The following is a 26,349-nucleotide window of genomic DNA, read 5'->3' as shown; positions in this document are numbered from 1 at the left end:
AGGGAGCGAATTGTCCGGGAACTGTCAGCGCAGGGCCGCGACCACTCCTACCGCCGCGAGCATCATCAGGTACGCCAGCACCAGCCGAGTATCACGCAGCCAGCATTTGCTGCACCGCAACCCCTTTCGCCATGCACGCCAGTAACCGGCGAACCCGATGACCGCGAAACCCACCACTGCCCATGGTCCGATCAGCCAGGTCAGTAGGGCGACGGTCGCGAAGACGCACAGGTTCAGCGGGTCGTGCGGCGGTTGCGCAGTCGCCTCGTCGTAGTACACGCCACGACGTTCGGTCATCGCACCGTCACCGGCAGCAGCGCTCGATCGGCCGGTGCCGCGACCGACAGCCGCTGCCGCGACAACGCCGGCCACGCCTGCACGGCGCAGAACGGCGCGCACTGGTCGGTGTCGGCGCGGGTGCCGACATGCACACAGCATTGGGTGAGGCGTTCCTCGATCATCGTCGAGGAATCCATGAACGGTTTGACGGTGATCCGCACAACCCGCTCCCCCAGCAGCGTGCGCAATCGCTTGCGCCGTCCCGGCAGCGCCGAGGACGCCAACGTCAGCAGCGTCGACATGCCGAGATCGCAGTTCTCGCAAATGTTCTGCCACACCCGCCCGATCTCCGGATGCGAGAGCGAGGACTGCTCCGACAGCAATCCGAGCAGCGATTCCCGCACGGCCACGCGCAGTTCCGCCGGCAACGCGGAATCGGCGATCCGGTTCGACACGAGCCCCAACTGCTGTTTGAGCCGGTCGTGCCCGATCAGCGAGACCAGCGACCGCCACTGCCCGGCGTCGTCGCGCAGCAGATAACCCACCGAGCAGCAATGCGGATGCGAGCAGGGCAGCGCCGTCAGATCCCGCCAGGTGACCAGGTCACCGGTCTGCGGCCCGAGCCTGCGCAGCACACCGGTGTGGGTGAGCCGGTTCATGGGATCGATGGCATTCGAACGACCCGACCCGAATTGGGGTTGGATCGAGACACCACCCACGAATGGTGTGTCCAGGGCGATACGCACGACGTCACCGATCTCGCCGTCATTGACATCGAGCGCGGCGGTCATCACCAGTGTCGTGAAGATCTCACTCGCCGAGAGTCGTTCCAGCGCTTCGGATTTACGTCGCCGCAGATCACCACCCCGGTGATGCTGCGAGGCCGCCGCCGACACCCCATCGAATTGCAGATAGACCTCCACCCGCTCCCGATGGTGAGCCAGCAATCGCAGCAGCTCATCATCGCGAGCGATCCGAATCCCATTGGTGTTGATCAGAATACGGGTGATCGGCCGGGCGGTGAGCTCGGCGAGTAACTGTGCGAGCGCGGGATGCAGCGTCGGTTCGCCACCGCTGAGCATCAGCACATCGAGCTTGCCGTTCTCCCGCGCCAGTCGCTGATCCACATTGGCGAGCACATCGGCGACCGCGACCACGCCCCGCAGATCCGGTGACGAGTCCGCAAAACAGGTGGGGCAGCGCAGATTGCAGCTATCGGTGATGTCTTCGAGCAGAATGCAGGTGTGCTGGGTCTGCATCTCGGGCAGCCCGCGCAGGTAGGCCGCGGGCACCGGATCGAAGTTACCCACCGTGTCGGGCAGGTGCGCCTTGGTCGGCGCGGTCCACTGTTCGAGGTATTCCAGGATTTCCGGGTCCTCGTCATAGAGGGTCCGCACCATCCCGTGCTCGGCGCAGCCGCGCTCCAGATAGACCCGTCCGCCGCGATCGGCCAGCCAGCCCGACAATCGCGGTACCTCGGTCAACGGCGCGTCGGGCGATTCTTCGTGGCAGCGTGGACAGAACGCGTTGACGTAGCGCAGGATTCGATCTCCACGCAGCGGCATGCCGGTCACAGTGCCCCCAGCCCGTAGATCATCGGGTTGACGCCGGTGCAGAATCCCGCGGTGCACACGGTGACCAACGCCCACCCGATCATCAGCCCCATGCCGATGCCCTTGGCCACCGCCTTCTTGGTCAGGATCAGCGCGGCGCCGCCGCCGAAGGCCACCAGCGCACTAGCCACCGCGGCCGTCGCGAGGACAGCGTTATCGGTAGTGGTGTCCACCGCATTCAGCAGCACGAAGAAGCCGGCGACGGCATTCACCACGATGAACAGCGCCGCTCCGGTCACCGCCATCCCGGCGATCAACGCGGTGTCGTTGCGCCGCGCCGGCGGCTCGGGCTGCCAACCAGGCGGCGGTGGGGGCATGTTCATGCCGCAACCTTTCGTCGTAGGACAACGTCGTAGTGCCCGCGCCGATAGCCCGCTGTCAACCGGATCACGACCAGCACCAGACCGGGCAGCAGAAACCATTGCGGGCGTGTGAGATTCAGCCACACGGTGTCGTTCGCGCGGGTGAACTCGACCAGAAATCGGAACACCGCATAGGCGCTGACATAGAGGGTGAACAATTCACCGGGCGCGCTGACGCGCCCACGCGCCCACACCAGCGCCGCGAACGCCGCGAGTTGAAAAGCGATCTCGTAGAGGAAACTCGGATGCATCGCCACGCCACTCACACACCCCGGGCACGAGGGCACCGTGGCGGGTGCGTGCACACCCCACGGCAGCTCCGTCGGTCGACCTGGCGCCTCGGTGAGATGGCAGCCGATGCGCCCGACCGCCATCCCCAGCGCCACCGCGGGGGCGAACAGGTCGCCGGTGCGTTGGGTGTACCCGATGATCCGCTTGGCGATCAACACACCGGCGTACGCGCCGAACAGCCCGCCGAGCACGCTGCGCGCCCCGAACATCCAGCTCTCGAGCGGGTCGAGTGTTTCCGCGATGCCCGACAGCCGCATCCCGATCGCACCGCCGACCAGCGCCCCGGTGACCGCGACGAGCGATTCCTCGCCTAATGCGCCGCGGCGCCTACATTCCAGGACGAACACGATCGCCGCGACGGCGACACCCACCGCCACGAAGAACCCGTGCGTCGGAATCCCGAAGACCAGGTTGGGCACCATGTGGTGAGACTAATCGGCGCGGGACGCACACGACATGAGTGGAACTACGCGTCGGGCAACCGAAGTCGGCTTACAGGCGGCTTCGAGCTGCCACTAGACCCGATCAGACCGCGAAGATCGGGCAGGTTGCCGATCCGCCGCGTCGCCGGACGCTGCGGTGCGTCGGTCTGCGGCGTCGCCGGTTTCGCGCAGCCGCGCCCGCATCTGATCGGGTGTCTTACACCCGGCACCGGCGGTAAGCATGCCCTGGTAGCTCGCGACGGTACCGACGACTATCGGTGACGCACTGGAGGTGCCGCTGAAGAAGTCGCTGTACCAGAGGTTTTCAGCGGCGCCACCCTACAGGTCACCGTAACCGGTGCTGGTCATCTCACGGCCCCCCTCTGCACGTCGATGCGCGAACCGTAGTTGAAGAAGGCGAGACGCGACCGCGCCGGACCGGCCTGTGGGGTCCAACGGCGGGAAAAGTCACGCTGAGCCAGTGAGATGACGAGTGACGCGGTGCGCACCTCGACCGGAGACCAGGAATGATCGTGGGTCCGGTCGAGGCGCCGGCATCGGTCGCCGCGGGTTCTTGCTGGCAGTCAGCCCTCGGCTACTCGAGGTCCTAAGCTTCTGGGATTAGATCCGCTACCACGGGATCAAGCGCGAGTTTCCGTGTCTATTTTCGGTATTCGCGGAATGTGGCACGCAGGTCGTCGACGATGAGGTCCGGTTCCTCCATCGCCGCGAAGTGACCGCCTCGATCGAATTCCGTCCACCGCACGATGTTGTGGTTCCGCTCAGCGATGCGGCGGACGGGGATGCCGAGGTCCTGCGGCAACACCGCCACAGCGACCGGCACATCGGTCTCCGGCTCGGGCCTCCCCCACGTCGCGGCGCCCTCGTAGTAGTAGCGCGCCGACGAGCCCGCGGTGCCGTTGAGCCAATAGATCATGACGTTGGTCAGCATCGCGTCACGATCGACGGCGTCTTCGGGCACGTCGGTCGAGTCGGTCCAGTCCTTGAATCGTTCGACGATCCACGCCAGCTGACCTACCGGGGAATCGGCTAGCGCGTAGGACAGCGTCTGCGGGCGAGTGGCCTGCAACATCGCATACGCGCCGAGTTCGTACTGTGCGCGCTGAGCCTGCTGCAGTGCGCGCTTCTCGGCAGGATTGTCGAAGTCGGCCGTCTCAGGAGTGACGGTGGCCGAGGCGATCATCGTCACGTGCAGCGCCACGACGTGCTCGGGATCGATCACCGCCAGTTCACGCGAGATGGCCGCGCCGGTGTCTTCCCCGTGTGCGGCGTAGCGGTCATAGCCGAGCCGCTGCATCAGTTCGGCCCAGGCCCGCGCGGCCCGGCTCGTCGACCAGCCGACCGCGGGCCCGGACAATCCGAATCCGGGGATCGTCGGCACGACAACATCGAACGCGTCCTCGGCACGGCCGCCGTGCGCAACCGGATCGGTCAACGGACCGATCACGTCGAGGAACTCCACGATCGATCCCGGCCACCCGTGGGTGAGGATCAACGGCATGGCGCCGGGCACCGCGGACCGGACATGGATGAAGTGCACATCGTGACCGTCGATTTCGGTGCGGAACTGGGGGAACGCGTTGAGTCGAGCCTCCTGCGCCCGCCAGTCGTAGGTGGTCCGCCAGTACCGCGCCAGCTCCTGGGTGTAGTCGAGCGGAATGCCCTGCGCCCAGCCGACTCCGGTGACTCCGTCCGGCCAGCGGGTCTCCTCCAGTCGCCGATGCAGATCGTCGAGCTGGACTTGGGGGACGTCGATACGGAAGGGAGTGATCTCTGCGCTCATGAGAACGACATTATCGAGTGGCTAGGACAACCACCGCCCTAGCTCTGCGGAAGAATACGCAGAATGTTCGAAACTTCGGCTCGCCTCCTCGAACTCCTGGCGCTCCTGCAGACACCCCGTGTATGGACCGGCGCCGACCTGGCCGAACGCCTCGAGGTCGATGCACGAACCATCCGCCGCGACATCGACAAGCTGCGGAATCTCGGCTACCCCGTGCACGCGGTCGCCGGAGCGGCCGGCTATCGCCTGGGCGCGGGAACCAAGCTGCCCCCGCTGCTCTTGAACGACGATGAGGCGGTCGCCGTCGTGGTCGGGTTGCGCACCGCGGCGGGCGGAACGATCACCGGCATCGAGGAGAGTTCGCTGCGGGCACTCGCGAAGCTGGAGCAGATCCTCCCGGCCCGGTTGCGTCACCGAGTTTCGGCGCTCCAGGCGGCGACCGTCAGCTTGCCGGCAGGCACGCCGTCCGTGGACGCGGACGTCCTCACCACGATCGCCGCCGCGATCCGCGACCACGAACAGCTCCGCTTCGACTACCGCACCCACGACGGTTCCGAGATCCAGCGGGCGGCCGAACCGCATCGGCTCGTGCACACCGGGCGGCACTGGTATCTGGTCGGCTGGGACGTCGAGAAGAAGAATTGGCGCACCTACCGTGTCGACCGCCTCCGCCCGCGCATCCCCAACGGGCCACGATTCACCCCGCGCGAGGCGCCTGAGGTCGACCTGGGCGGCTGGGTGTCCCGCGGGGTCAGCACCGCCCCCTATCGCTACCAGGTGCGCATCACCCTCGAGGTATCGGCCGCCGTCGCGGCGGACCGCATCCCGCCAACCGTCGGTGTCATCGAGGCGATCGACGATGGGCACTGTCTGCTGCACACCGGCTCGAACTCACTCGACGAAATAGCCGTCTACACCGGACTTTTCGGCTTTGGATTCCACGTGCATGAACCACCCGAACTCATCGACCACCTACGCGCGCTGGCGCACCGCGTCACCGCGGCCATCACGCCCCGCGACGACGCACCCGGTTCGGCTGACCGCCCATCATGATCCGCACCCCGACGAAGCGTGGGCCGAAAACGATCTGTGCCCCAACCACAAGCCACTCTGGGCGTCATCGCGAATCCGCGGTCGATGGCGTATCGGATTGCTGAGTAGTCGTCGGGCCACTATTCGATCGCAATGTACCCCTCTGGTCGGATCGTCCGGCGAAGTTGAATCGCGTTCCGGGACGGTGCAATTCGAGAAGAATGATGTCCCCGCGCCCAATGCGTCCGCGGCGGTGCGGATCGCGGCCGCCAGCTCAGTTGGGCGACACCGGAACTCGGCCCGCCTCAGGTACGCCGACCACGGTGCCACGCCAGCGGGTAACGGTCAGGATCTCGAGCGCGCCCATCACGATCAGGCACCCGCCGGCAACTTTCGCCATGTTCTCCAGCGAGTCGTAAGGAACGACGATCAGCGCGATTCCGAGCACCACAGTGAACAGGCCGAAGAGTTCTTGTTTGCCGGCTTCGAGCTGCTCGTCGGTCCACACCGCGACGGTCGCCTGCACGACCCCACGAATCGTCCAGCCGAGTCCGACCCACATACCGAGCAACAGCACCAAATCGCCGCTGGTAAAACACAACAGAGCCAAGAACCACGAGAGCACCCCGCTGACGAACACCAGGATGCGCAGCGCCATCGCGAAGCGCGCGCTGACCGCGACGATGACCTGAAGCACCCCACTGAGCACCAGATACAGCCCGAACAGCAACCCAGCGATATCCACCGATTTGTGTGGCCACATCGCGATGATCGCACCAAGTACCACTGTGCAGCCACCGACCATCACCGCCGCAGGCCGGGCCCTTCGGGTAGGCACGCCGCTACGCCCCGCGCTCTCGTTTTCGAGCATAGCGACATGATATGACCACAACACGCGGATAACCCGAGGTTTGCCTTACATGCCGTGTCGGCGATGCCGTGTCACCGAACAGGCGCTCGGAGTCCGGAAGTCAGGAACACCCCGCGCGTCTCGCCGCCGCCAGGTAGGTGCCACGGAGCCGTGAGCCTTCTCGGCTGGCTGAGTCGAGCGGTTGGTGGTTGCAGAATGCGAGCAGGATGTCGGGGATGAGGACAGGTCCGCGTGGAGTAGTGCTAAAGATGCATGCATGCATGATGCGACGAATGATCGGCCGCTGGTCCACCACGTCGAGTTATGGATGGACGACTTGGCCCTCGCCGAACAACAGTGGGGGCCCGTACTGACCGCCCTCGGCTGCACACCGTTCCAGCGTTGGGCGAACGGCCGCAGCTGGCGGCTGGGTGGCAGCTATGTGGTGATCGAGCAGTCGCCCGCGCTCCGGGCAGGTGGCCACGACCGGCTCAGGGCCGGGATCAACCACTTGGCGCTGCGGACCTCCGAGCCGGCACAGGGCGCCGAGTTGCCTTCGGTGGCACTCGCGGCCGGCTGGCAGGAGCGGACCGACACCGGGCGGGCACTGCACCTGGTCGACGGCCAGGGTTTCGAACTCGAACTCGTCTACGACGAAGCCGAGCCCCCCGCCCCGACATCCGCACCCGTGAATCCCGCCGGATAGCGGCCCACCTCGGACTGACGAGGCGGCAACGGCGGCTCCTGCAAGACCGGTCCCGGCCTTGCAGCGAGCAACCTCCGACACGCCGACCAACCTCATCAGCAGCCAAGCCAAGCATCAACCACCCCAACACGCAGCCGGAACCACCGAATCACCCGCTACCAGGCGACATCTCGAACTTCGTTGGATTTTCGGCGATTACTACCGGGACCCCGGTAAGAACCCGCCGACGGCGAACTGGCCGAGAAGATTCCGCCGACGCAGCAAAAGTGACCGGTTGTTCTCGCAGTTTCGCCCGCGCCGCAGTCACACAACGGTCGCGAGAGAGTCACCATGCCACGCGGACCCGTCTATCTGAGTGTCGAGCAAACGGTCAATGGCATATCACCGGCGAACGCCGAGAGGGCTCCATGATGCGCTAATTGTAAGTCTGTCGGTGCGGCAGATCGATGTCAGTCGGGTGCGGGTGTGTGTGACGCGGATGTGCCTCTGGATTCGGCGAGTAGCGCGTCGAGCTGGAGTTCGGCGCGCTCGGCGCGGGTGAGGGTTTGGGCGCGCGCCTCGTTCAACGCCTCGATGCGGTGTGCGGCTTCGGTTCTCGCCTTCTCGATAGTTGCCGTTGCCTCGGCGCGTACCGCGCCAAGCTCGACCGCAGTCGCGCGGCGCGTGTCAACCAGTTCGGCGCGAGCCGCGTCGAGTTCGGCTCGCACCCTGCGCCATTCGGCACGTGCCTCGTTAGCTGCTTCGAGTCGTTCGGCCGCCGCCTGCTCGGCCCGCTCGGCCACACGCTCGGCATCGGCGGCGCGTTGTGCGGTGAGATCGCGTTCGGAATGCGCTGTGGCCACTCGCGCGGCAGCCTCTCGCCCGGCATGCGCGATCTCGTTATCCGCGCGCTGCTGAGCCTGCTTTATCTGGTCGGCCGCCTCCTGCCGTATCCGCTCGACCTCCTCAGCGGTCTCGCGTCGCACCGTGCGGACCTCGGCCTCCGCCTCGCGGCGCGCTGCGAACACATCGTCAGCCGCTTGACGTGTGGCTCGCTCCACTTCACGCAAGGCGTCGTCGCGGGCGACATCCGCCGCGCCGACCAGTCTTTCGGCGTGCTCGGCCGAATTCGCCGCGTCTTCGGCAACCGATTCCGCGTCCGTTCTGGCTTCCTCAGCATCGCGGCGTGCCTGCTCGGATGCCACCGCCGCTATCTCGGCCTCGGCGATCCGGCGCGCGGCATCCGCCTGCACGGCTTGGACCTGCGCTTCGGCAATGGACGGGTCGGCCAGCGTGGACAGCTCGGCGACGGCGGAATTGAGGGTCGCACCCAATTGATCTGCTAGTCCACGGAATTGGGTGAGCAGTTCATCGGCGCGCAGTCGGGCTACTGTCACCGGCCCCTGTTGCGTCACAGTGACGGTAGCGGCCGAACTCTCGGACTCCTGCTGCTGCCGTTGACGTTCCCGCCAAGCGCGCCATCGCGTGTGCTCGGGATGGTCGCAGTACTCCGAGGGGCGACCGGGCCCGTTCCCGCGAACGCTGGGTCGGGAGCAGCCCGGATAGTTACATGCAGTGGACACCTTCGTATCGTAGCGTTGTTTTCGTCATTTCCAACGTATTAACACGAAACGAAACCTGCAGCGCCCCAGGAAAGCTCGCACATAGCGTCGCCGCGCTGACCGCCGATAAGTGAACCTTATCGGCGGTCAGATCCCGGAGCCTCACTGAAACTCGGCGCCTTCGTTTCGTTTACGTTTGGTCACAGTGCACGTAACGTAACTACAACGGAACTACGTGAAAAGTGGGCAGCCTGGTACTGTCCTGTCTCATGCGAAGGGGACTGCCCCGGCTTCGGTTGACTCCTGACCTGAAGAGACCATTCGGTCTCTTCCGTGAGAGGATGCACGACCATGCCGAAGCCTTACCCCGAAGAATTCCGTCGTGATGTCGTCGCCGTGGCCCGTAAAGGACAGTCCACGTTGCGGCAGGTCGCGAAGGATTTCGGGATATCGGAAAGCTGCCTGGCGAACTGGTTGAAACAGGCCGACATAGAAGAAGGCAGCCGTCCCGGCGTCACCAAAGCCGACACCGAAGAGCTGCGTGAGCTGCGTAAACGGTTGAAGTTGGTGGAGCAGGAAAACGAGATCCTGCGCAGGGCGGCGGCGTTCTTCGCCCGCGAGCTGCCCCCAAAATGAAATACCCGCTGGTCCTCGACCTTGCCGACGACGGGATTCCCGTCGCGGTGACCTGCCGGGTGTTGGGTTTCTCCAAACAAGCTTTCTATAAATGGTGTAAAAACCCTGTCTCGCAACGAGATCGGGATGACGCACACTTGATCGACGCCGCACTCGGCATTCACGCCGACGATCCGGAATTCGGCTACCGATTCATCGCCGACGAACTCGCCGACCTCGGCTACGAGGCCGGGGAGAACCGGATCCAGCGGCTGTGCTCGCTGCACGGTATCTTCAGCTGCTTCGCTAAGAAGCCCGGCCTCACCAACCGGCCGGGCCCTCCGGTGCACGAGGACCTCGTCGCCCGGGATTTCACCGCCCAGCGGCCCAACCAGGTCTGGTTGACCGACATTTCCGAGCACCGTACCGACGAAGGCAAGCTCTACATCTGCGCAGTCAAGGACGTGTGGTCCAACCGGATCGTCGGCTACAGCATCGACGAACGAATGACCGCATCGCTGGCGGTGGCGGCGCTACGCAACGCCATCGCCCTGCGGTCGCCGGTCGACACGATCGTCCATTCCGACCGCGGCAGCCAATTCCGCTCCAGGAAATTCTGCAAACTATTGTCCAACAACGGGTTACGCGGCTCCATGGGCCGGGTAGCCGCATGCGCGGACAACGCCGCCATGGAATCGTGGTGCGCGCTGCTGCAACATAACGTACTCGACAGAAAGCGTTGGGCCACAAGAGAAGAACTCCGGCTGGCTATGGTCGTCTGGATCGAACGGACCTACCACCGACGCCGCCGCCAACGGGGCCTCGCACGACTGACCCCGATCGAGTATGAAACCCTGAACCAGGCCCTACTCGCGGCCTGAAACCCCCATTACCCGCGAGTCAACTGATCTCGGGGCAGTCCCAGCAGAGGTCGAACGTAGGTGAGCGAGACGTCACTGACTCACCGTCCACGCGCCGTCGACGGTGAGCAGTTGACCGCTGATATAGGACGCCAACGGCGACAGTAGAAACAGGATCGTCCATGCCATCTCTGCTGGATCGCCCATGCGGCCGAGAGGGATTCGGTTGATGACCTTCGTGCCTGCCTCGGAGTCGATGAAGCCGCTCATCCGAGGTGTGTCGGTCATTCCCGGCGCGATTGCGTTTGCTCGAAGCCGTTGCGCATGGTGGACGGCGAGGTGGCGGACGTAGCCCAACAAGGCGGCCTTGCTGGTTGCATACCAGTCGTTATCGGTGCCGATGCGAGTGCCGACGACCGATGCGGTCATTACCGTGGCCGCGTCCGCGGGAGGTCCGACCGCCATCCAGTCCGCGGTCAGTCCGCGAACACTGCCGACGCTGATTCGCACTGCGTCGTCGAAGTTGAGGTCAATATGCGAGGAGGGTCCTGCGTTGTTCACGAGGTATCGAGGGACGCCGAGGCTTGCAGCGGTATCGGATAACGCGGCCTGACGACTTGATTCGTCTGTGACATCGACTAGTTGGGTGTGTACGCGGGACGCGAAGGGATGTTGTTTGGACGAGGCATGTAGCTGTGTGAGGCCGTCGCTGTCTCGATCCCATGCGGACACGTTCAGTCCAAGGGCCGCCGCAAATAGGGCGGTTGCGCGGCCGATGCCGCTGGCTGCGCCAGTGACGATGATGGCGTCATCGGGCTCGAAGCCCAACGCTATGGCGGACGGATCAGTCAGCGGAGGCATGCGGGGTCCTTTCGCGCAGTTCGCGTTTCGCGATCTTTCCCGAGGGGTTGCGGGGCAGGTCGTCGACGAACTCGATTTCGCGCGGCACTTTGTAGTTGGCGAGTCGTTCGCGACACCAGGCGATGAGTGTGTCCGCATTCGCAGGGGACGAGTTCGTGACGATCCAGGCTTTGCCCACTGCCCCTAGCCTCGGGTCGTCGATTCCGATCACCGCGCAATCGTGGACGCTGGGGTGCTCGTGCAGGACGCTTTCGATCTCCGCTGGGTAGACGTTGAAACCGCCAGCAATGTACATGTCTTTGACGCGATCGGTGATGGTGAGGCACCCATGTTCGTCGATGTGCCCGACGTCGCCGGTGTGCAGCCATCCGGCGTTGTCGATGGCGGCTTGGGTCGCTTCTGGGTTCTCGAAGTAGCCGACCATCACGTACCGGCCACGCAACAGAACCTCACCGTCGTCTCCCACGGGTAGCTCGGCGCCGTCGTTGTCGACGACGCAGATTTCGATACCGGGTATGGCGGGGCCGGTCGTTGTTGCCATGTGCTCGGGGTTTTCGTTCGGCCGCGATTGGGTCGCCACCACGCATTCGGTCAATCCGTAGGCTTGCGCGATGGTGTCGATACCGAGGACGTCTCGCATGTCACGGAATAACGACGGGGGCACCGAGGCGGCCCCTGCGATCGAAAATCGCAGGGAACTCAGGTCGTATGCTGCGCGGTCGCGGTGATTGATCAGCGACAGGAACATCGTCGGAACACCAGGGAGTACGGTGATTTTTTCCTGATCGATGAGTCGGAGCAGTTCAGTGGGTTCGAACTTGGCGACCGGGTAAATCGTGCATGCCGCGCTGAGCGCGGCGATGATTCCTGCTTTGTATCCGAAGGCGTGGAAGTACGGATTGACAGTGGCGTACCGGTCGTTCGGGGTGAGTCCGGCGCCGTGTGCCCACGCGGCAGCGACCCCAGTGGTTTGGAAATGGGTACTCATCACGCCCTTGGGAATCCCAGTGGTTCCCGACGTGAACAGGATGTCACTGAGAGAGTCCGGAGTGACAGTCTCGATGAGTGCGGTGATGTCCGACGGGGCGTGGCGGTCAGCGCCGCGGAGGAACTCGCTCCAGCCGAGGGTGGCGTGGTGACCTTGCGATCGAGTGTCGACGATCGTCGACAATGCCGGGAGAGCGCCGGCGGGGTCGAGGGCGTCGCCGTCGCACGCCTCGAGCAGCATCGTCGAGTAGTCAGTGCCGAGGAAGCCGTCGGCGAGTACGACGAGTTTTGCGCGCGAGCGTTGCAGGATGGTTCGAACCTCGGCGCCGCGATAGCGGGTGTTGAGGGGCACGGGAACTACGCCGACGAGGTGGGCGCCGAGTAGCGACACGATGAACTCGACGCTATTGGGCAGCCAAATGCCCACGCGGTCTCCGGAAGCGACGCCACGATCGAGGTAGGCACCCGCGATACGACGCGCCGCGGCAAGGAGTTGGGAGTGGGTCAGCGTGATGCTGTCGTCGGCGACGGCGACCGCGTCCGGGCATTGCGCGGCGTTCCTGTGCAGGATGGCCGGAATGGTTGATGCGGTCTGCATTACGCGCTCCTAACGCCGATCATCATCGCTACAAAGGTGGGGCCGTGTCCGGACACGGGATGGCGGGGATTGCGCGGCGGCTTCATTCCTCTCTCGACCTACCCAGGTAGACCTCTTGCAGAAGTGTGCTGTTGCGGTACTTGTCGGGAGGGCCGGAGGAGACTACGCGGCCGGAGTCGAGTACAACCACGGAATCGGCGACCTCGAGCGCGCTGTCGACGAGCTGCTCGACCACAATGACGGCGAGGCCGTCGTCCCGCAGGGTGGTTGCGGTCGCGAAGACTTCAGCTTGAATCGCCGGCGCCAGTCCGGCGGAAGGTTCATCGAGCAACAGGATCTGCGGTCGCGCGGCTAGGGCCTGCGCGATAGCGAGCATCTGTTGCTGACCACCTGAGAGTCCACCGGCCTTGTCGGACCGCTTGTCATGAAGGATCGGGAACCGTTGATAGGCCGTTGCGAGCGCTTCCTTGCGGTCACGTGACCGCAGCGACCAACCTTTGGCGGAGTAGGTTCCCAGTAGCAGATTCTCTTCGACCGTTCGTCCGCGAAAGACTCGCTTTCCCTCCTGGACGAGCGCGATACCGGCCGCGGCGCGTCGGTGGGCGGGCATGGTCGTGACATCGCGATCGTCGATCAGTACACATCCTGAACGCACTGTGGGCAGCAGGCCGGCAATGCCCGCCATGAGTGAGGTCTTGCCTGCCCCGTTGCGGCCGAGAACGACACAGAGTTCGCCCGCGGAAACAGTCAAATCTATGTCGCGGAGCACGGTGACGTCTCGGTATCCGCCAGTGAGGTGTTGCACCTTTAACGTGGTCATGCCCGATCTCCTGCTACACCGTGGCTGACACCGAGGTACTCCTGGGCGACCCGGGCGTCAGCGCGTATGACCGAGGGCGGTCCTTCCACGAGGGTCTGGCCTCTGGAGAGCACATGAATATGGTCTGCCAACCGCATGACGAGCGGGAAGTTGTGCTCGACCAAGATGATGGTTGCGCCTGCATCGCGAACCAATCCCAGCACGTGTTCCAGCCGGGTGAGGTCGGCCTCGTCGAGACCTGAGCCGACTTCATCGAGAAGCAACACCACAGGCCCCGCGGCCAGTGAACGAGCCAACTCCACCATGCGCCGGGTGCCCAGCGGCAATGAGTCGGCGTCTTTGTGCGCTGTAGTAGCTAAACCCAGTGTGTTGAGGAGTTGTTCGGCGCGCGTGGTGGCATCGCGAAGGCGTCGTCGGTAACCGGGTAACCGCAATACGGTCTGCACGAGGCTGGCCGGGTTGCCGGTGTAGGCGCCGAGGGCGACGAAGTCGACCGTTGACACACCACTGGGCATGATCGGTGTCTGGAAGGTTCGCTGGACTCCCGCGTGTGCGACGGCATCGACGCTGCGGGACGTCAGGACGGTCGTACTGGGTGCATCGCCCAGACTCACCGTGCCACTGTCGGGTTTCAGGAACCCGTTGATGATGTTGAGCACTGTGGTTTTGCCGGAGCCGTTGGTGCCTATCAGGGCCGTGATCTGGCCAGGCCGGGCGGTGAACGCGACGTCTTGGACCGCGTGGTTTCCACCGAAGGACTTCGACAGATGCTCGACGTGGACGACTCGGCCCGTTAGGGCGCCCAAACTCAATGGCGTGTCGGGAATGTCGTCGTCGGTACTTTTCCCGGGAACCGGCAAGAAGCGCGCGAGCCGGTCACGCATCAGGCCGACGATTCCGTCGGGCAAGGCGATGGCGATCACGGCGAGGAACAGTCCGTAGATGATGAGCTGGTACTGGTTGGCGGCGGTGAGCGAGTCTTCGGTGAAGTGCAGGACCGTCGCGCCCAGTATGGCGCCGTAGATCGACGTCCCGCCGCCGAGTACCGACGCCGCGAGCACGGTGATCGCGAGACCGAAGGTGAATGAGTCCGGTGCGACGAAACCGTCGAGCCAAGCGAAGAGTGCGCCGCCGAGAGCAGGGGCGACTGTGGATAGGGTGTAGACCTTCAGCTTGGTCCGATAGACCGAAAGTCCCAGTGCGCCCGCGAGTTCCGGGCTTTGTCGGAGCACCAGGAAGCTCGTTCCGTGCGGTGAGAGGATGACGTTGCGGACGATCAGGAACCATGCTGCGGTGACGAGCACGATGACGATGTAGTAGCCGTAGGCGCCGATCGGCGCGCCGACGAAGGTGGCACGGTCGACGGCCATGCCGTCTCCGCCTCCGGTCCACCGCTGGAAAATCTGGATCAGGTTGGGCACGATCAACACGAGAAAGAACGTGACCATTGCCAGGGGCCAACCTGACAAACGAAGGCTCGGCACGCCAGTGAGCAGGCCGACTGCCACGGCGACGACCAATACCACGGCAATGCCGACGAAGAGGTCGGTCTGTCCGAGCGACATTCCGGCGAAACCTGCTACGTAGGCACCAATGGCGTAGAAAGCGACCTGGCCGACGGCGAGTTCTCCGGCATAGCCCAGGACGAGGTTCAGTCCGGACACCATCAGTGCGAGAACCGCGATCAACATGATATGTCGAGCGCCGACGGCGTTGATCAGGCCGAAGTAGGGCCCGATCAGCAAGATCAGCAGCAGCGGCACCGAAAGGTAGGGCGATAGTCGTCGAAGTGTGTGCATGTCAGACCGCCCTCTGCGCCGGTGCCCCGAAGAACCCGCTGGGCTTGATCAGCAAGATGACAAGGAGCAGAACGAAGATCATGACCTGGGAGTACTCGGCTCCCAGGTAACGGGCTGCTACCGCACCGATCAGTCCGGTGACGATGCCGCCGATGAGTCCACCGAGTTGGTTGCCCGCGCCGCCGATGACCACCGCGACGATTCCGAGGACCGCGAGGGAATGTCCGAGGTTGGGGTCGGCGTAGGTGTTTCCAGCCACGAAGAGCCCGAGTCCACCCGCGATCGCGCCGGAGAGGGCGAAGGCGGCCATGCCGATGCCTTGGGCGTTGATTCCGCGAGCGGTGGCCGCATCGGAGTCTTCCGCGCTTGCCAAGGCCCCCAATCCGATCATGGTGCGCGAGGTCATCAGGTGCAGCCCGATGGCAACGAGTACTACGAGCGCCATGATCAGAAGGTCGTTGGGGCGAACGAGGCCGCCGAGCAGCTCGATCGTGTTGCCACTGAGCACGGTCTCGACCGCTTTGGGTTGGTCACCGTAAACCACGATGATGGTCCCCTCGATGACTTGGCTGATACCGATGGTGACGATGAGAGCGGTGAGGTGCCGGTGCTGGGCGATCAAACGGCGCAATGCGAAGAGTTCAATTGCCGCACTGAGCAGGGCCAGGGTGAGAGCACCCAGCAGGACCGCCACCGGCCACGGCATCCCGACTTCTACCGTCAAGACGTGCGCCACATACGTCGCCGCAGCGAGGATGAAGGCGTAGGCGAAGTTCACGATTGATGCCGACAACAACACGATGTTGTAGCCGACGGCAACCAGCGCGTACAGACTGCCCAGTACCAGGCCCTGCCAGACGGTGGTCATGAGCGCTTCCCCGGCACGTACATCCCCTGAGCGTCGAATGCGCCGGGATCGACATAGACGAACATTTGAGATGGGGCGGTAAGAAAGTGGTTCTCCGGTGTGAACCGGTAGATGTTGGGGCCCTTCGAATCTGTCACCCACGGTGTAGCGCCCGCACCGTCGACAGGGAGCTTGTACAGCGCCTTGATGAGGGATTCAGTGTCGGTCTTGCCGCCGTTGTGCGCGGCGGCGTAGCTCACCAGCTGGACCGTTGCCGCTGCAACCACGGGCATTCGCACTCCGGTCTCAGTCAACGACTGCCCTTCGGGGGTCTGTTTGACCTGCGCGATAAAGGTGCTCATTTCGGCGGGCGTTCGGCCCTCGTCGACCGTCCAGTTCGCCTGGATCACTCGCACACCCTCGAGTTGGGCCGGCGAGAAGTTGTGCACGAAGGGATAGGTGGCAGAAAGCTGCGTGGAAAAGCTCGGTATGGTCCAGCGCATACCCGCGCGGGAACGGATGATGTATTGCGCTGGGGCTCCGTACCCTTCGAAGATCAGCGCATCTGGGTGCCCGGCCTGCAACTGCGCAAGCTGGGGTGTCACATCCAGCGCGTCCGCCGGGAAGCCCACCGATTGAAAGTCCAGTCCTGCTGCCTGCAGGTCGCGGCGGTATCCGGCTTCGGTGGCTCGACCGGTGGAATCGTTGGAGTAGATCATGGCGATCTTGGTGAAGCCGTGCGAGCGTGCGACATCGACGAACGGCGGGATGTAGGCGGCCGTAGGCTCGGCGGTCCCGAAGTGGTACGGGAACTTCGCCGGATCGTTGAGCTGCGCCGCCACCGTGGCACCCATACTGAGAATGCCCGAGCGGGTCGTGATCGGGAGCAAGGACAGGGCGACCGCCGACGACCCGCCCGGATAGACCAGGCTCGGCGCGGAACCGGAGTTGATGCGCTCTTGCAGCGCACTCACCGCTTTGGTCGGATCGTTCTGGTCGTTGTTCACGTCGAGAACTACCGGTCGCCCCCCGATCCCACCCGCGGCGTTCGCCGAGTCGACCGCGACCCTCATCCCGGAGAGCAGTCCCCGGCTCAGTGCGGCCGACGCCCCGGTCAAGTCGGCAGTGAAGAACACCCGGAACGGGCCGCCCGATTCGGCCTCTTCCCCGAGTCTCGGGCCACCGCATCCAGCCACCACGATCAGTGCCAGCAACGCCGTTATACCGGTCGAGCTGCGCAAACAGCGAACCATCCAGCATGCCTTTCCTTTGCCCACCAAGTGCTTGCTTGGTGGCTACCATACACATGGGTGAACTTCGTGTTGGGAAAGCAGGAAAACAGGTCCGAGTCAGATTGTTTGCAGCCTGACGAACACAGATGTACGGCCCGGGCAGGCCGCTCAGCAGGGCGGTCGAGATCAAGTGAAAGGTATGCAAATCAGATGGATGCCCACTTACAAACGTTTTCGACCAGACTTCCCGAGAAACTGATCAGAGATGTCAAGGTGTGCGCGGCTCGTAATCAGCTCACAGTCCAGCAGATAGTCGACGAGGCGCTCCGAAGCTGGCTCGAGCTGCACGAAGAAGCCGAATCTGATTCCTCGCGATCGGCTTGACGCGAATCGCTTATACGAGCCCCGAGTAGCCAACGGTACAACAATTATCCGCGACCAGGAGAAAGTCCGTTTCGAATCGGGAACTTGGGGCCCTGGGCGGTGACGGTGATAGTCCCAACTGTCATCCGTCACTGCCCAGGGAGTTCCATTGAAGACTGCGTTCAGCGGCGACCTCGACATGGCCAACAACATTCTGGGCCACTTTGTCAGCTTTCTATCATGCCCAGAATGTGTTCTTTATTTATTGCTGGAAACCCACATTGATGAATTACAATAGCTGTTGCCAGCAGTCAATGTGATGTGTTGTCATATCTTGCGTGAGACAACAAGGGCGCCAGCTTCTCTCCATTAATGCGCCGCAGGTCGACGCCAAGGTGCAGATTCATTTCGAATCAGATGATGACTTGCGTGATTATCTTTCAGAGCCTTTCGCTAGTCGTGGATTCCCGCATGTCGATGTTTCTTGGTACGCACCACCCTGGCCGAAGTACGTCGATCGGTCGCACATTGTTGATCGCGGCACACACCCCCACCCGGGATCCGATCCAGGTACCGTCGGTGCCGAAATTATCACCGCCCTCGGCAACGACTACGCCATCCTGCATCCCGCGAGCGCGGCCACGCTGCTCCCGGACTGGCATCTAGGGTCAGCGATCCTTGCGGCGACCAACCGCATGCTGGTCGAACGCTGGCTGGATGCCGGCGAGTACTGCGAGCATTTCCGCGGCACCATCCGTGTCAACACCCGCGACATCGAGGGCGCCGTCGCCGAGATCGACCGGTGGGCTGACCATCCTCGGGTCGCACAGGTGGGTATTGCGCTGCAATCTCTCGACCCCTTCGGAGCTGCCCGGTTCAAGCCCTTGTGGAGGGCGGCCTGCGATCACGACCTCCCCGTGGCGATCGCCATCGAATCGGGTATGGGTACGACCCACCCGTCGACCCCCTCCGGGCCCCCGCGAACTTTCCGCCACCACTTCCTGTATCAACCTCTGGCATTCGTGTGGCACCTGCTGAACATGATCGCCGAGGGTGTCTTCGAGGAGTTCCCGGACCTCGAGATCGTCTTCACCGACGGCGGCGCTGACATGATGACGCCGATTCTCTGGCGTTTCGACACCTTCGGCCGGCCACATCTGGACCAGACTCCCTGGGCTCCGCAACTACCGAGCCGCTATGTCGGCGACCACGTCTATTTCGTCCACGGCCTCCTCGACGGCCCGACGCACTCATCGATGGCGGCGGAATGGCTACGCATGACCGGTAAGGAGCATCACGTGCTCTACGGATCAAGTTATCCCGCATGGCACATGGTCACTCCCGACCGGCTTCCAGACGGGTGGACCGCAGCTCAAAGTGCCCGGGTGGCTGGAGGTACCGCTGCACGCTTGTACGGCCTACCGGCCATCGACCGGCGAGGCGACGGCATATCGGCTCGCGGCACCGAACCGAATGGAGCCCACCGGTGACGACGATCAGCGAGCGATCCACGCCCCCGCCCACCGCACTCACCCCGGTGCGGGTAGTCGACAACGATGTGCACCCGACACCGAGACTCGGGGAGTTCGATCAGTTCCTGGCTCCGGCGTTCCGAGAGCTCTACACGACCAGAAACCAGCTGGCGGGCAACCCCATCTACTACGACCCGCCGGACTACAACCGGAGTCAGGCAATGCGCACCGACGCCTTCCCCGACGACGGCAACTGCGCCGGATCTGATCCCGGCTTGCTGTTCGAACAGCTCATCCGTGGAGCGGGATCAGATATCGCGATACTGGCCCCGCTCATCACCGTCGGGCACACCGAGCAAGAAACCCAATACATCTGCGAAGGCCTCAATAGATGGCTCGAAGCATGCTGGCTGCACGACTCGACCAACTGGCACGGTCGCTACAAGGGATCAATCTCAGCTGCCGTTGATGACCCCATTGCCGCCGCCACCGAGATCGAACGCTGGGGCGATGATCCACGCATGGTGCAGGTCCTCATCAATGCCGAGCCCAAACCCGCGTGGGGCCACCCCCGATACGATGCCGTCTGGCAGGCAGCGGTGAACCACGGACTTCCCGTCGCTTGCCATCTCAACCGCGGCCAACATCATGACCTGCCGATGTCGCCGGTGGGATTCATGACCTACAACCACGACATGATGGTCGGCTACTCGATGCTCGCAGCCAACCAAGTCGTCAGCCTCATCTTCGACGGGGTCTTCGATAGATTCCCCACGCTCCAAATCGTGCTCATCGAACACGGATTCAACTGGATACTGCCGCTGCTGTGGCGCATGGACGCCGCGTTCGACATGAATTTCAAGGGACCCGAACCCCTGCCGCGCCGCCGCCCCTCGGAGTACGTCTACGACAACATCTGGTTCACCACACAACCGTTGGACTATCCCGACGACAAGATCGAACTTGCCAACGCGCTGGAGTGGATGGGCGCTGACCGCCTGCTGATGTACTCGTCTGACTACCCCCACTGGACCTTCGACGACCCTCAGTGGCTCGCCAAACACCTGCCGGCACGATGGCGCGAGCAGATCATGGCAACCAACGCGTTGAACGTTTTTCGGCTTCCGAAGCACCTTCCCGCCATCGCGAATCAGCGAAGGCCGATCTGATGACCACCACACCGGCTGTCCCTATCCACGGTCGCGAGCACGTCGTCGGATTGGCAGAAGAGCTACCGCCAGGCCACCGAATCATCGCGCCGATCGGGCGTCACGGGGTCGGCGTCTACAACATCGCCGGGCGGCTACACGCAATCGCCAACTACTGCCCCCACGAGGGAGGTCCACTGTGCCTAGGGCGCACCCGAGGTGTCACCCAAGCCCGCCCCGAGGCCCCCGGCGGTGCCGTCGAGGTGCGAGACGGTGAATTCGTCTACTGCCCGTGGCATCAGTGGGGCTTCGAAATCGCCACCGGCGAACCCGTCGTCGAACCAGGCGTATCTGTACCCGTCTACGCCGTCCGGATCGATGACGGCAAGATCATCGTTACGGCATAGGACGCCATCGACATGCAGCAATCCGAAGCACCACAACGGCTCAGCTTGCCCCGTGTATTGAGCACGACGCTGCGGTATGACAACGTTCGCGATCGCATCCTTTCAGGCGATCAACACCGCGAGTCTCACGACGCCTATCTCGCACACGGCGGATATGCACCCTTGGCGACGCGTGCAGCACTGCTCGAAGAGATCGACCGGGCCTGCATACGTGGCCGCGGCGGAGCCGGGTACCCCCTCGCCAAGAAACTCGCCGCGGTCCAGCGGTCATCGGGTGAAGTCATCGTCGTGGCCAACGGTGAAGAGGGCGAGCCGTCATCGGTGAAAGACCGTTGGCTACTGGCCCATCGGCCTTCACTCGTCATCGACGGCCTGTCGATCGCCGCCGCTCTGAGCGGAGCGGACACGGGATACATCTATGTCTCGGATCCAGAATGCGAGGCCAGTGTGGTGGAAGCCCGCACCGACTTTGCCCGTTCGACGACGCGACCCGACCTCGACCTGGAAGTGGTGCGGGTTCAGCGTACGTATGTTGCCGGTGAGGAGACAGCAGTCATCCGCGCGCTAGAGGGCGGACCGGCCCTACCCGCCGACAAGCCGCCCCGCCCGACCGAGAGCGGCGTTCACGAACGTCCGACAGTAGTGAGCAACGTCGAAACCCTTGCTCAACTCGCCTTGCTCAACACCCTGGGCCTCGAAGACTACGCATCCGTGGGCACCACAGCCGATGCCGGAACCCTACTGCTGACACTGACCACCCGAAGCGAAGCGCACCTCTGCGAAGTGCCGTTCGGCACCACACTGTCCGACGTTCTAGGAGCGATCGGATTGAACGCCACGAATTCCCCGGGACTGATTGTCGGGGGGTACTTCGGAGGCCTGCACACGCCGGCGATCCTCGGCACCCCGCTCGGGTACGCCGACCTGGCAGCGCGCGGCGCCGGCCTCGGATGCGGCGCGGTGAGCCTGCTCGACGCGGAGGAATGCCCCATAGCCGTCGCCAGCGCGATCATGGATTTCTTTGCAGAGCAGAACGCGGCACAGTGCGGCTCCTGCTTCAACGGCACCGCAGCGATGAGCCAGACGTTGCGCGCCCTGACCAACGGACAGGCAACCCACGGAGATGTCGACATCCTGCGGCGATGGTCCCGGGAACTACGCGGGCGCGGCGCCTGCGGCACGCTCGACGGCGCGACCACGGTCGCTGCCACGCTACTTCACCAGTTCGACACCCTGATCATCCAACACCTCGGCAGCGTTTGTGGCGCATGCGAATCCACCCGCGACGACTATCAGCCGGCGCCGTTCGCAGTAAGTCTCGCCCCCTGCGAACTGGCAGTCCACCTCTGACGAAGGCCACCACCCATGCGCATCAAACTCGACAAGACCATCTGCGATGGTTTCGGCCCGTGTGCAACGCATGCGCCGGAGGTCTTCTCACTCGACGACTGGGGCTACGCAGCGACCCGCAACGGTCGGCCGATCAGTGCCGACCACCGCGACGGCGTCCGCCGGGCCATCCTGGACTGCCCCGTCCACGCGATAAGCGAATTACCAGCTTCCACACAGTCGTCGCGTGCTAACAGCAGCAACGACTCCGCTGCGCACCGCCGGACATGGTCGCGCACATGGGATTCCACCGCCGAAGGTTGGGAACGCTTCGCCGCTGTCAACGACGAATTCTTCTCCGCCCACAGTCATCCCGACAAAGCCAAGGCGGTCGGGTTGCCAGGCGCGGTGGGCATGGGCAATTTACGGTTCCAGTATCAAAACGCCATGCTTGACTGCTGCGTTCCTCCCGACCTGCAAGTTGCCCGGTATCAGTGTCGTCTCACCGAACTCGACATCCTAGGTGACAGGCTCACAGCCTGGGCCGTACCAGAACCCATGGACGACGCCACCGCCGCGATCGTGGTCAGGATGGGCGTCCGCAACCAACGCGACGAAGAATGTGCGCCCGGGAGAGCGATTCTCACGCCCAGCGGCGCGCGGCCGTCAGAAGCCGCCGATCAAGGCACCCGGCCACCTGAGCCTGATGCCGCAACCGCCCGCCAACTCGGTATCGAACACTGGTTGCACCGCACCTCCGATCCCATTCACAGCTGGCCCATCGGAGCGAATGACGTCATGCGGTGGCGCATTGCGATCGCATGGGCCGCCCGCGACATCAACGCCGAATGGACACACTCACCGGCCGTTCCACGCCTGTTCAATCCATTCGCATGGAACCCGCACTACCGGCCCGCAGAGTTTCCGTGGATGCCGGCCGTAGGGGAAACACCAGGCACGCGGGTCCTCAACGGCGGCATCGATGTTCATTTCTACACCCCGATGGAGATCGGCGACACCGTGACCTGTAGCGCACGGCTGCTCGACTGCCGCATACGAAGCGGATCACTCGGGGAGATGCTGATCCTCACCGACGAACAGCGGTGGACAAATCCTGCCGGCGCCCTCATCAACAAGATCATCAGATCGACGATCTATTACTGATCAATCCACAGTGCAAGACATTTCAACACTCCACTGGCCAGCACCACCACTTCAACGAAAGACGGAGACCACCACATGTGCGGAATCGCAGGCATCGTCGACTTCGGCGCGACTGAACAACAATTGCGCACCCTCCTGCCCCGGATGGCCACCACGATGATCAATCGCGGTCCTGACGCAGCCGACAGCTGGATAGCCGACAACATCGCACTCGGACACACCCGCAACTCCGTCATCGACGTCGAGGGCGGAACCCAACCGATGATCGCCACCGACATCAACGGTCATCCGATCGCGGTCATCGACTACGTCGGAGAGGTCTACAACTTCCGCGACCTCGCGACCGAACTAGCCGCTCACGGTCACCGGCTGAACACGACGTCCGACACAGAAGTCGTCCTCCACGCCTATCTCGAATGGGGCAACCATTTCGTCGAACACTTGGACGGAATCTTCGGCTTCGTGATCTGGGACATCAGGAGCCAAACGCTGATCCTCACCCGCGACTTCATCGGCGTGAAGCCGCTCTACTACGCGTTCATCGGCGGCGGCATCGTCTTCGGGTCCGAACCCAAAGCCCTCATCGCCCATCCCGAGGTCAGCAGCGAGGTCGACCCCGCAGGCTTCCGCGCCATGATGACCTACGGCCGCCCACCGGGAACTACCACGTTCGCCGACCTGCATGTCGTCAAACCCGGCCACCTCATGACCTTCTCCAAAAACGGTATGACCGAGACACGATACTGGTCGATCCCGGTCGCCACCCACGACGACGACCTCGACACAACCATCGCCACCGTTCGATCGCTCGCGCGGTCAGCGGTGCGCCGCCAATGCGTCTCCGACGTGCCTTGGGGAGTGTTGCTGTCCGGAGGCCTCGACTCCAGCATGACCGCCGCCTGCGCGGCCGATGCATTCGGACCGGGACTTCCCTCCTTCACCCTGGACTTCGACGGTCACCTCGACCGCTTCCAGCCGACGCACCTACGGCCCGCCTCCGACCTGCCCTTCGCACAGGAAATGTCTCAGCACCTGAGTACCAGAGCACGCACCGTCGTTCTGGACAGCGCAGACCTGTCCAACCCGGTCGACCGAGCCGCGGTACTCCGCGCATGGGACGAGCCGATCGCCTACGGCGACTCCGATGTGTCGCTCTACCAGTTCTGCCGTGAGGTCAAAACAGATGCCACCATGGTGATCTCCGGAGAAGGTGCCGACGAACTATTCCTCGGATACGACTGGCTACAGAACGACACCCTCGACGACAGCACACTGCCGTGGTTCGAAACCGGAATCGAGGTCAGCGGCGCAGCGTCTCTGCTCGACGCCGACCTACTCAAGTTCATCGATGTTGAAGGCCACGCGCGCAAGGACGCCCAACTAGTACGCGACAGCATCGAACACTTGCCACAAGAGACCCCGGCCGACCGGCGCAATCGAGTCCGTATGCACCTGGCCCTCACCCGTTTCATCCCGCAACAGCTCGATCGCATGGATCGCATGAGCATGGCCTCCGCGCTAGAGGTGCGGGTCCCACTGCTCGACCGGAAGCTGGTCGAGTACGCCGTCAATATCCCTTGGGCGATGCAAACATTCGATGGTCGGGAGAAATCGATCCTACGGGCCGCGGCCGCGGACCTGGTTTCTCCGGGAGTTATCCAACGACGCAAGTCCAACTATCCGATGACCCAGGACCCGCAGTACGCACAGCTCCTCGAGAAACAGTTCGTCGATGTCGTCTCCGGGGGCTCACCTGTCACCGACCTGATGGACGCGCACGTTCTCGACAACCTCCGCTCCACCGATCGCGATCTCTCGGCCACCTACGGAAGCACACAGCTCGAACAGGTCCTACGACTCGACCTGTGGCTGCGGTCCGGCGTGAAACTTCGCGGATTCTGAGAAGGGGCGCTATCAGCCATGTGTGGCACCACCGGACTATTCATCGGCTGCGAGCGGGCACCAACCTGTGCCCGCCGCCTCATCCTCGACTCACTGACCGTAGAACCAGATGTCGCCGAGAACCACCCGTATCGAAGCCCGTTCGCCACGTGGCACGACCGAGCCTCCGTGCGCCGAGCGCCGCGACGCGTCGTCCAGCGACCCTCCGCAGACGCGTTCTACTTCGACCCTGAACTGGTTCCCGTCGCCACGCACCCACTGGTCGCTCGCCTACCGCGTCAGAATATCGACGAGTTGCTCATTCGACATCTCTACCGGTATCTACGGTTCACCGAGTATCTCGAGACGCTTGTCGTCAACCACACCGCGCTCGGTTTGGCAATGGGTACCGTGCTGCCCGGCCTTCCCCGCCAGATGCGTGACGACGCCTACCACGTGTACTGCGACGAGGCATACCACGCACAGTTTTCCGCCGACCTGATCAATCAGGTCGAACAACTCAGTGGGGTAGACGCCCCGCAGACCGAAACGCCACATTTCATGGTGGCATTCGAGCAGCTGGTCGCAACGCACGAACCCGCTGACAGACCCCTACTCGAGCTGCTTTTCGTCATCGTTTCCGAAACCCTTATCACCGGAACTCTGGCCTCAGTGCCCGCCAACGCCAATATGCCCGCGGCCGTCACTCAGGCGGTCCGCGATCATGCCATCGACGAAGGTCGTCACCACACCTACTTCGGGAACTTGTTGTCCCTGGTGTGGGCAGCGATGCCGCCAGATCAAATCAGCCGTGTCGGCCCAGCCATTCCCAAACTGATCCGCTGCTTCCTGGCGCCCGCAACTGAAGTCGTCGCTCGAGATCTCATGCAGGTCGGTGTAACTGGCCCCGGAAGCGTCCAGGTAATCGCCGATACCTTTCGTCCGGACCTGGTCGACGACCAGATCAGAATTGCAGCGCACCAAACTATCCGACACTTCAAGAGGGCCGGGGCGCTCGACGCTGCCATCGTGGAAGACTGCCTGCACCGCGACGGATTTCTATAAT

The 26,349-nt window shown here is 63.6% G+C and carries 23 protein-coding genes; 10 read left to right on the top strand and 13 right to left on the bottom strand.

All coding sequences use genetic code 11. The features are described from left to right. Positions 1 to 24: 24 nt before the first annotated feature. The 5 genes from LKE06_RS16075 to LKE06_RS16055 all read right to left on the bottom strand — a co-directional run bounded on the left by LKE06_RS16075 (position 25) and on the right by LKE06_RS16055 (position 4,771). Positions 25 to 297, bottom strand: coding sequence for a hypothetical protein (locus LKE06_RS16075; RefSeq protein ID WP_227999818.1), 273 nt, complete (start codon positions 295 to 297; stop codon positions 25 to 27). Beyond that, a complete protein-coding gene (locus LKE06_RS16070) occupies positions 294 to 1,844 on the bottom strand; it encodes a radical SAM protein (RefSeq protein ID WP_227999816.1) in 1,551 nt (516 codons plus the stop codon). Before LKE06_RS16070 ends, LKE06_RS16075 begins: the two co-directional genes overlap by 4 nt. 5 nt (positions 1,845 to 1,849) lie before the next feature. Continuing rightward, complete coding sequence (locus tag LKE06_RS16065; protein ID WP_227999814.1) at positions 1,850 to 2,215, bottom strand: hypothetical protein; 366 nt, start codon at positions 2,213 to 2,215, stop codon at positions 1,850 to 1,852. After that, positions 2,212 to 2,967, bottom strand: a complete 756-nt coding sequence (locus tag LKE06_RS16060; RefSeq protein ID WP_227999812.1) for a prolipoprotein diacylglyceryl transferase — start codon at positions 2,965 to 2,967, stop codon at positions 2,212 to 2,214. The genes LKE06_RS16065 and LKE06_RS16060 overlap by 4 nt, the downstream gene beginning before the upstream one ends. Before the next feature lie 661 nt (positions 2,968 to 3,628). Continuing rightward, positions 3,629 to 4,771 (bottom strand): epoxide hydrolase family protein, encoded by a 1,143-nt coding sequence (locus LKE06_RS16055; RefSeq protein ID WP_227999810.1) that lies wholly within the window; start codon positions 4,769 to 4,771, stop codon positions 3,629 to 3,631. A gap of 63 nt (positions 4,772 to 4,834) precedes the next feature. On the opposite strand from LKE06_RS16055, the gene LKE06_RS16050 reads away from it, so the two are divergent. Beyond that, positions 4,835 to 5,824: a helix-turn-helix transcriptional regulator gene (locus LKE06_RS16050; protein WP_227999808.1), complete on the top strand. Its 990-nt coding sequence runs from the start codon at positions 4,835 to 4,837 to the stop codon at positions 5,822 to 5,824. 253 nt (positions 5,825 to 6,077) lie between these two features. Here LKE06_RS16050 and LKE06_RS16045 read toward each other — a convergent pair whose 3' ends face one another. Continuing rightward, entirely contained in the window at positions 6,078 to 6,674 is a 597-nt protein-coding gene (locus LKE06_RS16045; RefSeq protein WP_227999806.1) for an HdeD family acid-resistance protein, read from the bottom strand. A gap of 256 nt (positions 6,675 to 6,930) precedes the next feature. On the opposite strand from LKE06_RS16045, the gene LKE06_RS16040 reads away from it, so the two are divergent. Next, positions 6,931 to 7,359, top strand: a complete 429-nt coding sequence (locus LKE06_RS16040; RefSeq protein WP_227999805.1) for a VOC family protein — start codon at positions 6,931 to 6,933, stop codon at positions 7,357 to 7,359. Between the two features lie 449 nt (positions 7,360 to 7,808). Here the strand turns inward: LKE06_RS16040 and LKE06_RS16035 are convergent, their stop codons facing one another. Next, a complete protein-coding gene (locus LKE06_RS16035) occupies positions 7,809 to 8,921 on the bottom strand; it encodes a coiled-coil domain-containing protein (RefSeq protein WP_227999804.1) in 1,113 nt (370 codons plus the stop codon). A gap of 330 nt (positions 8,922 to 9,251) precedes the next feature. Here LKE06_RS16035 and LKE06_RS16030 point away from each other — a divergent pair. After that, positions 9,252 to 10,396, top strand: a protein-coding gene (locus LKE06_RS16030) for an IS3 family transposase (protein WP_372477370.1) whose coding sequence is annotated in 2 segments (ribosomal slippage) — positions 9,252 to 9,519 and positions 9,519 to 10,396 — 1,146 coding nt in all. Because the reading frame shifts where the segments join, the coding sequence is not laid out codon by codon here. A gap of 72 nt (positions 10,397 to 10,468) precedes the next feature. Here the strand turns inward: LKE06_RS16030 and LKE06_RS16025 are convergent. From LKE06_RS16025 to LKE06_RS16000, 6 genes are all read right to left on the bottom strand, one after another. Beyond that, positions 10,469 to 11,236: an SDR family NAD(P)-dependent oxidoreductase gene (locus tag LKE06_RS16025; RefSeq protein WP_227999802.1), complete on the bottom strand. Its 768-nt coding sequence runs from the start codon at positions 11,234 to 11,236 to the stop codon at positions 10,469 to 10,471. Beyond that, positions 11,220 to 12,821 (bottom strand): AMP-binding protein, encoded by a 1,602-nt coding sequence (locus tag LKE06_RS16020; RefSeq protein ID WP_227999801.1) that lies wholly within the window; start codon positions 12,819 to 12,821, stop codon positions 11,220 to 11,222. Before LKE06_RS16020 ends, LKE06_RS16025 begins: the two co-directional genes overlap by 17 nt. Positions 12,822 to 12,903: 82 nt before the next feature. Further along, positions 12,904 to 13,641: an ABC transporter ATP-binding protein gene (locus LKE06_RS16015; protein WP_227999799.1), complete on the bottom strand. Its 738-nt coding sequence runs from the start codon at positions 13,639 to 13,641 to the stop codon at positions 12,904 to 12,906. Beyond that, positions 13,638 to 15,440: a branched-chain amino acid ABC transporter ATP-binding protein/permease gene (locus tag LKE06_RS16010; protein ID WP_227999797.1), complete on the bottom strand. Its 1,803-nt coding sequence runs from the start codon at positions 15,438 to 15,440 to the stop codon at positions 13,638 to 13,640. The genes LKE06_RS16015 and LKE06_RS16010 overlap by 4 nt, the downstream gene beginning before the upstream one ends. A 1-nt stretch (position 15,441) precedes the next feature. Further along, a complete protein-coding gene (locus LKE06_RS16005; RefSeq protein WP_227999796.1) occupies positions 15,442 to 16,308 on the bottom strand; it encodes a branched-chain amino acid ABC transporter permease in 867 nt (288 codons plus the stop codon). Further along, the gene (locus LKE06_RS16000; RefSeq protein WP_227999794.1) at positions 16,305 to 17,528 is read right to left on the bottom strand and encodes an ABC transporter substrate-binding protein; all 1,224 of its coding nucleotides are present in this window, start codon (positions 17,526 to 17,528) and stop codon (positions 16,305 to 16,307) included. Before LKE06_RS16000 ends, LKE06_RS16005 begins: the two co-directional genes overlap by 4 nt. 692 nt (positions 17,529 to 18,220) lie before the next feature. Between LKE06_RS16000 and LKE06_RS15995 the strand changes: the two genes are divergently transcribed. The 7 genes from LKE06_RS15995 to LKE06_RS15960 all read left to right on the top strand — a co-directional run bounded on the left by LKE06_RS15995 (position 18,221) and on the right by LKE06_RS15960 (position 26,348). Further along, on the top strand, positions 18,221 to 19,372 hold the full coding sequence (locus tag LKE06_RS15995) for an amidohydrolase family protein (RefSeq protein WP_227999793.1): 1,152 nt from the start codon (positions 18,221 to 18,223) through the stop codon (positions 19,370 to 19,372). After that, complete coding sequence (locus LKE06_RS15990) at positions 19,369 to 20,523, top strand: amidohydrolase family protein (RefSeq protein WP_227999792.1); 1,155 nt, start codon at positions 19,369 to 19,371, stop codon at positions 20,521 to 20,523. Before LKE06_RS15995 ends, LKE06_RS15990 begins: the two co-directional genes overlap by 4 nt. Then, on the top strand, positions 20,523 to 20,909 hold the full coding sequence (locus tag LKE06_RS15985) for a Rieske (2Fe-2S) protein (protein WP_227999790.1): 387 nt from the start codon (positions 20,523 to 20,525) through the stop codon (positions 20,907 to 20,909). The genes LKE06_RS15990 and LKE06_RS15985 overlap by 1 nt, the downstream gene beginning before the upstream one ends. A 162-nt stretch (positions 20,910 to 21,071) precedes the next feature. After that, a complete protein-coding gene (locus LKE06_RS15980) occupies positions 21,072 to 22,259 on the top strand; it encodes an NADH-ubiquinone oxidoreductase-F iron-sulfur binding region domain-containing protein (RefSeq protein WP_227999788.1) in 1,188 nt (395 codons plus the stop codon). 15 nt (positions 22,260 to 22,274) lie between these two features. Next, positions 22,275 to 23,402, top strand: a complete 1,128-nt coding sequence (locus LKE06_RS15970; RefSeq protein WP_372477369.1) for a ferredoxin — start codon at positions 22,275 to 22,277, stop codon at positions 23,400 to 23,402. A gap of 75 nt (positions 23,403 to 23,477) precedes the next feature. Next, complete coding sequence (gene asnB, locus LKE06_RS15965) at positions 23,478 to 25,304, top strand: asparagine synthase (glutamine-hydrolyzing) (protein ID WP_227999782.1); 1,827 nt, start codon at positions 23,478 to 23,480, stop codon at positions 25,302 to 25,304. An 18-nt stretch (positions 25,305 to 25,322) separates the two neighbouring features. Further along, positions 25,323 to 26,348: a diiron oxygenase gene (locus LKE06_RS15960; RefSeq protein ID WP_227999781.1), complete on the top strand. Its 1,026-nt coding sequence runs from the start codon at positions 25,323 to 25,325 to the stop codon at positions 26,346 to 26,348. Position 26,349: the final 1 nt, after the last annotated feature.

Source organism: Nocardia australiensis (assembly GCF_020733705.1).
In the GTDB taxonomy this organism is placed as follows: domain Bacteria; phylum Actinomycetota; class Actinomycetes; order Mycobacteriales; family Mycobacteriaceae; genus Nocardia; species Nocardia australiensis.
This window is presented reverse-complemented; position numbering and strand designations above follow the sequence as displayed.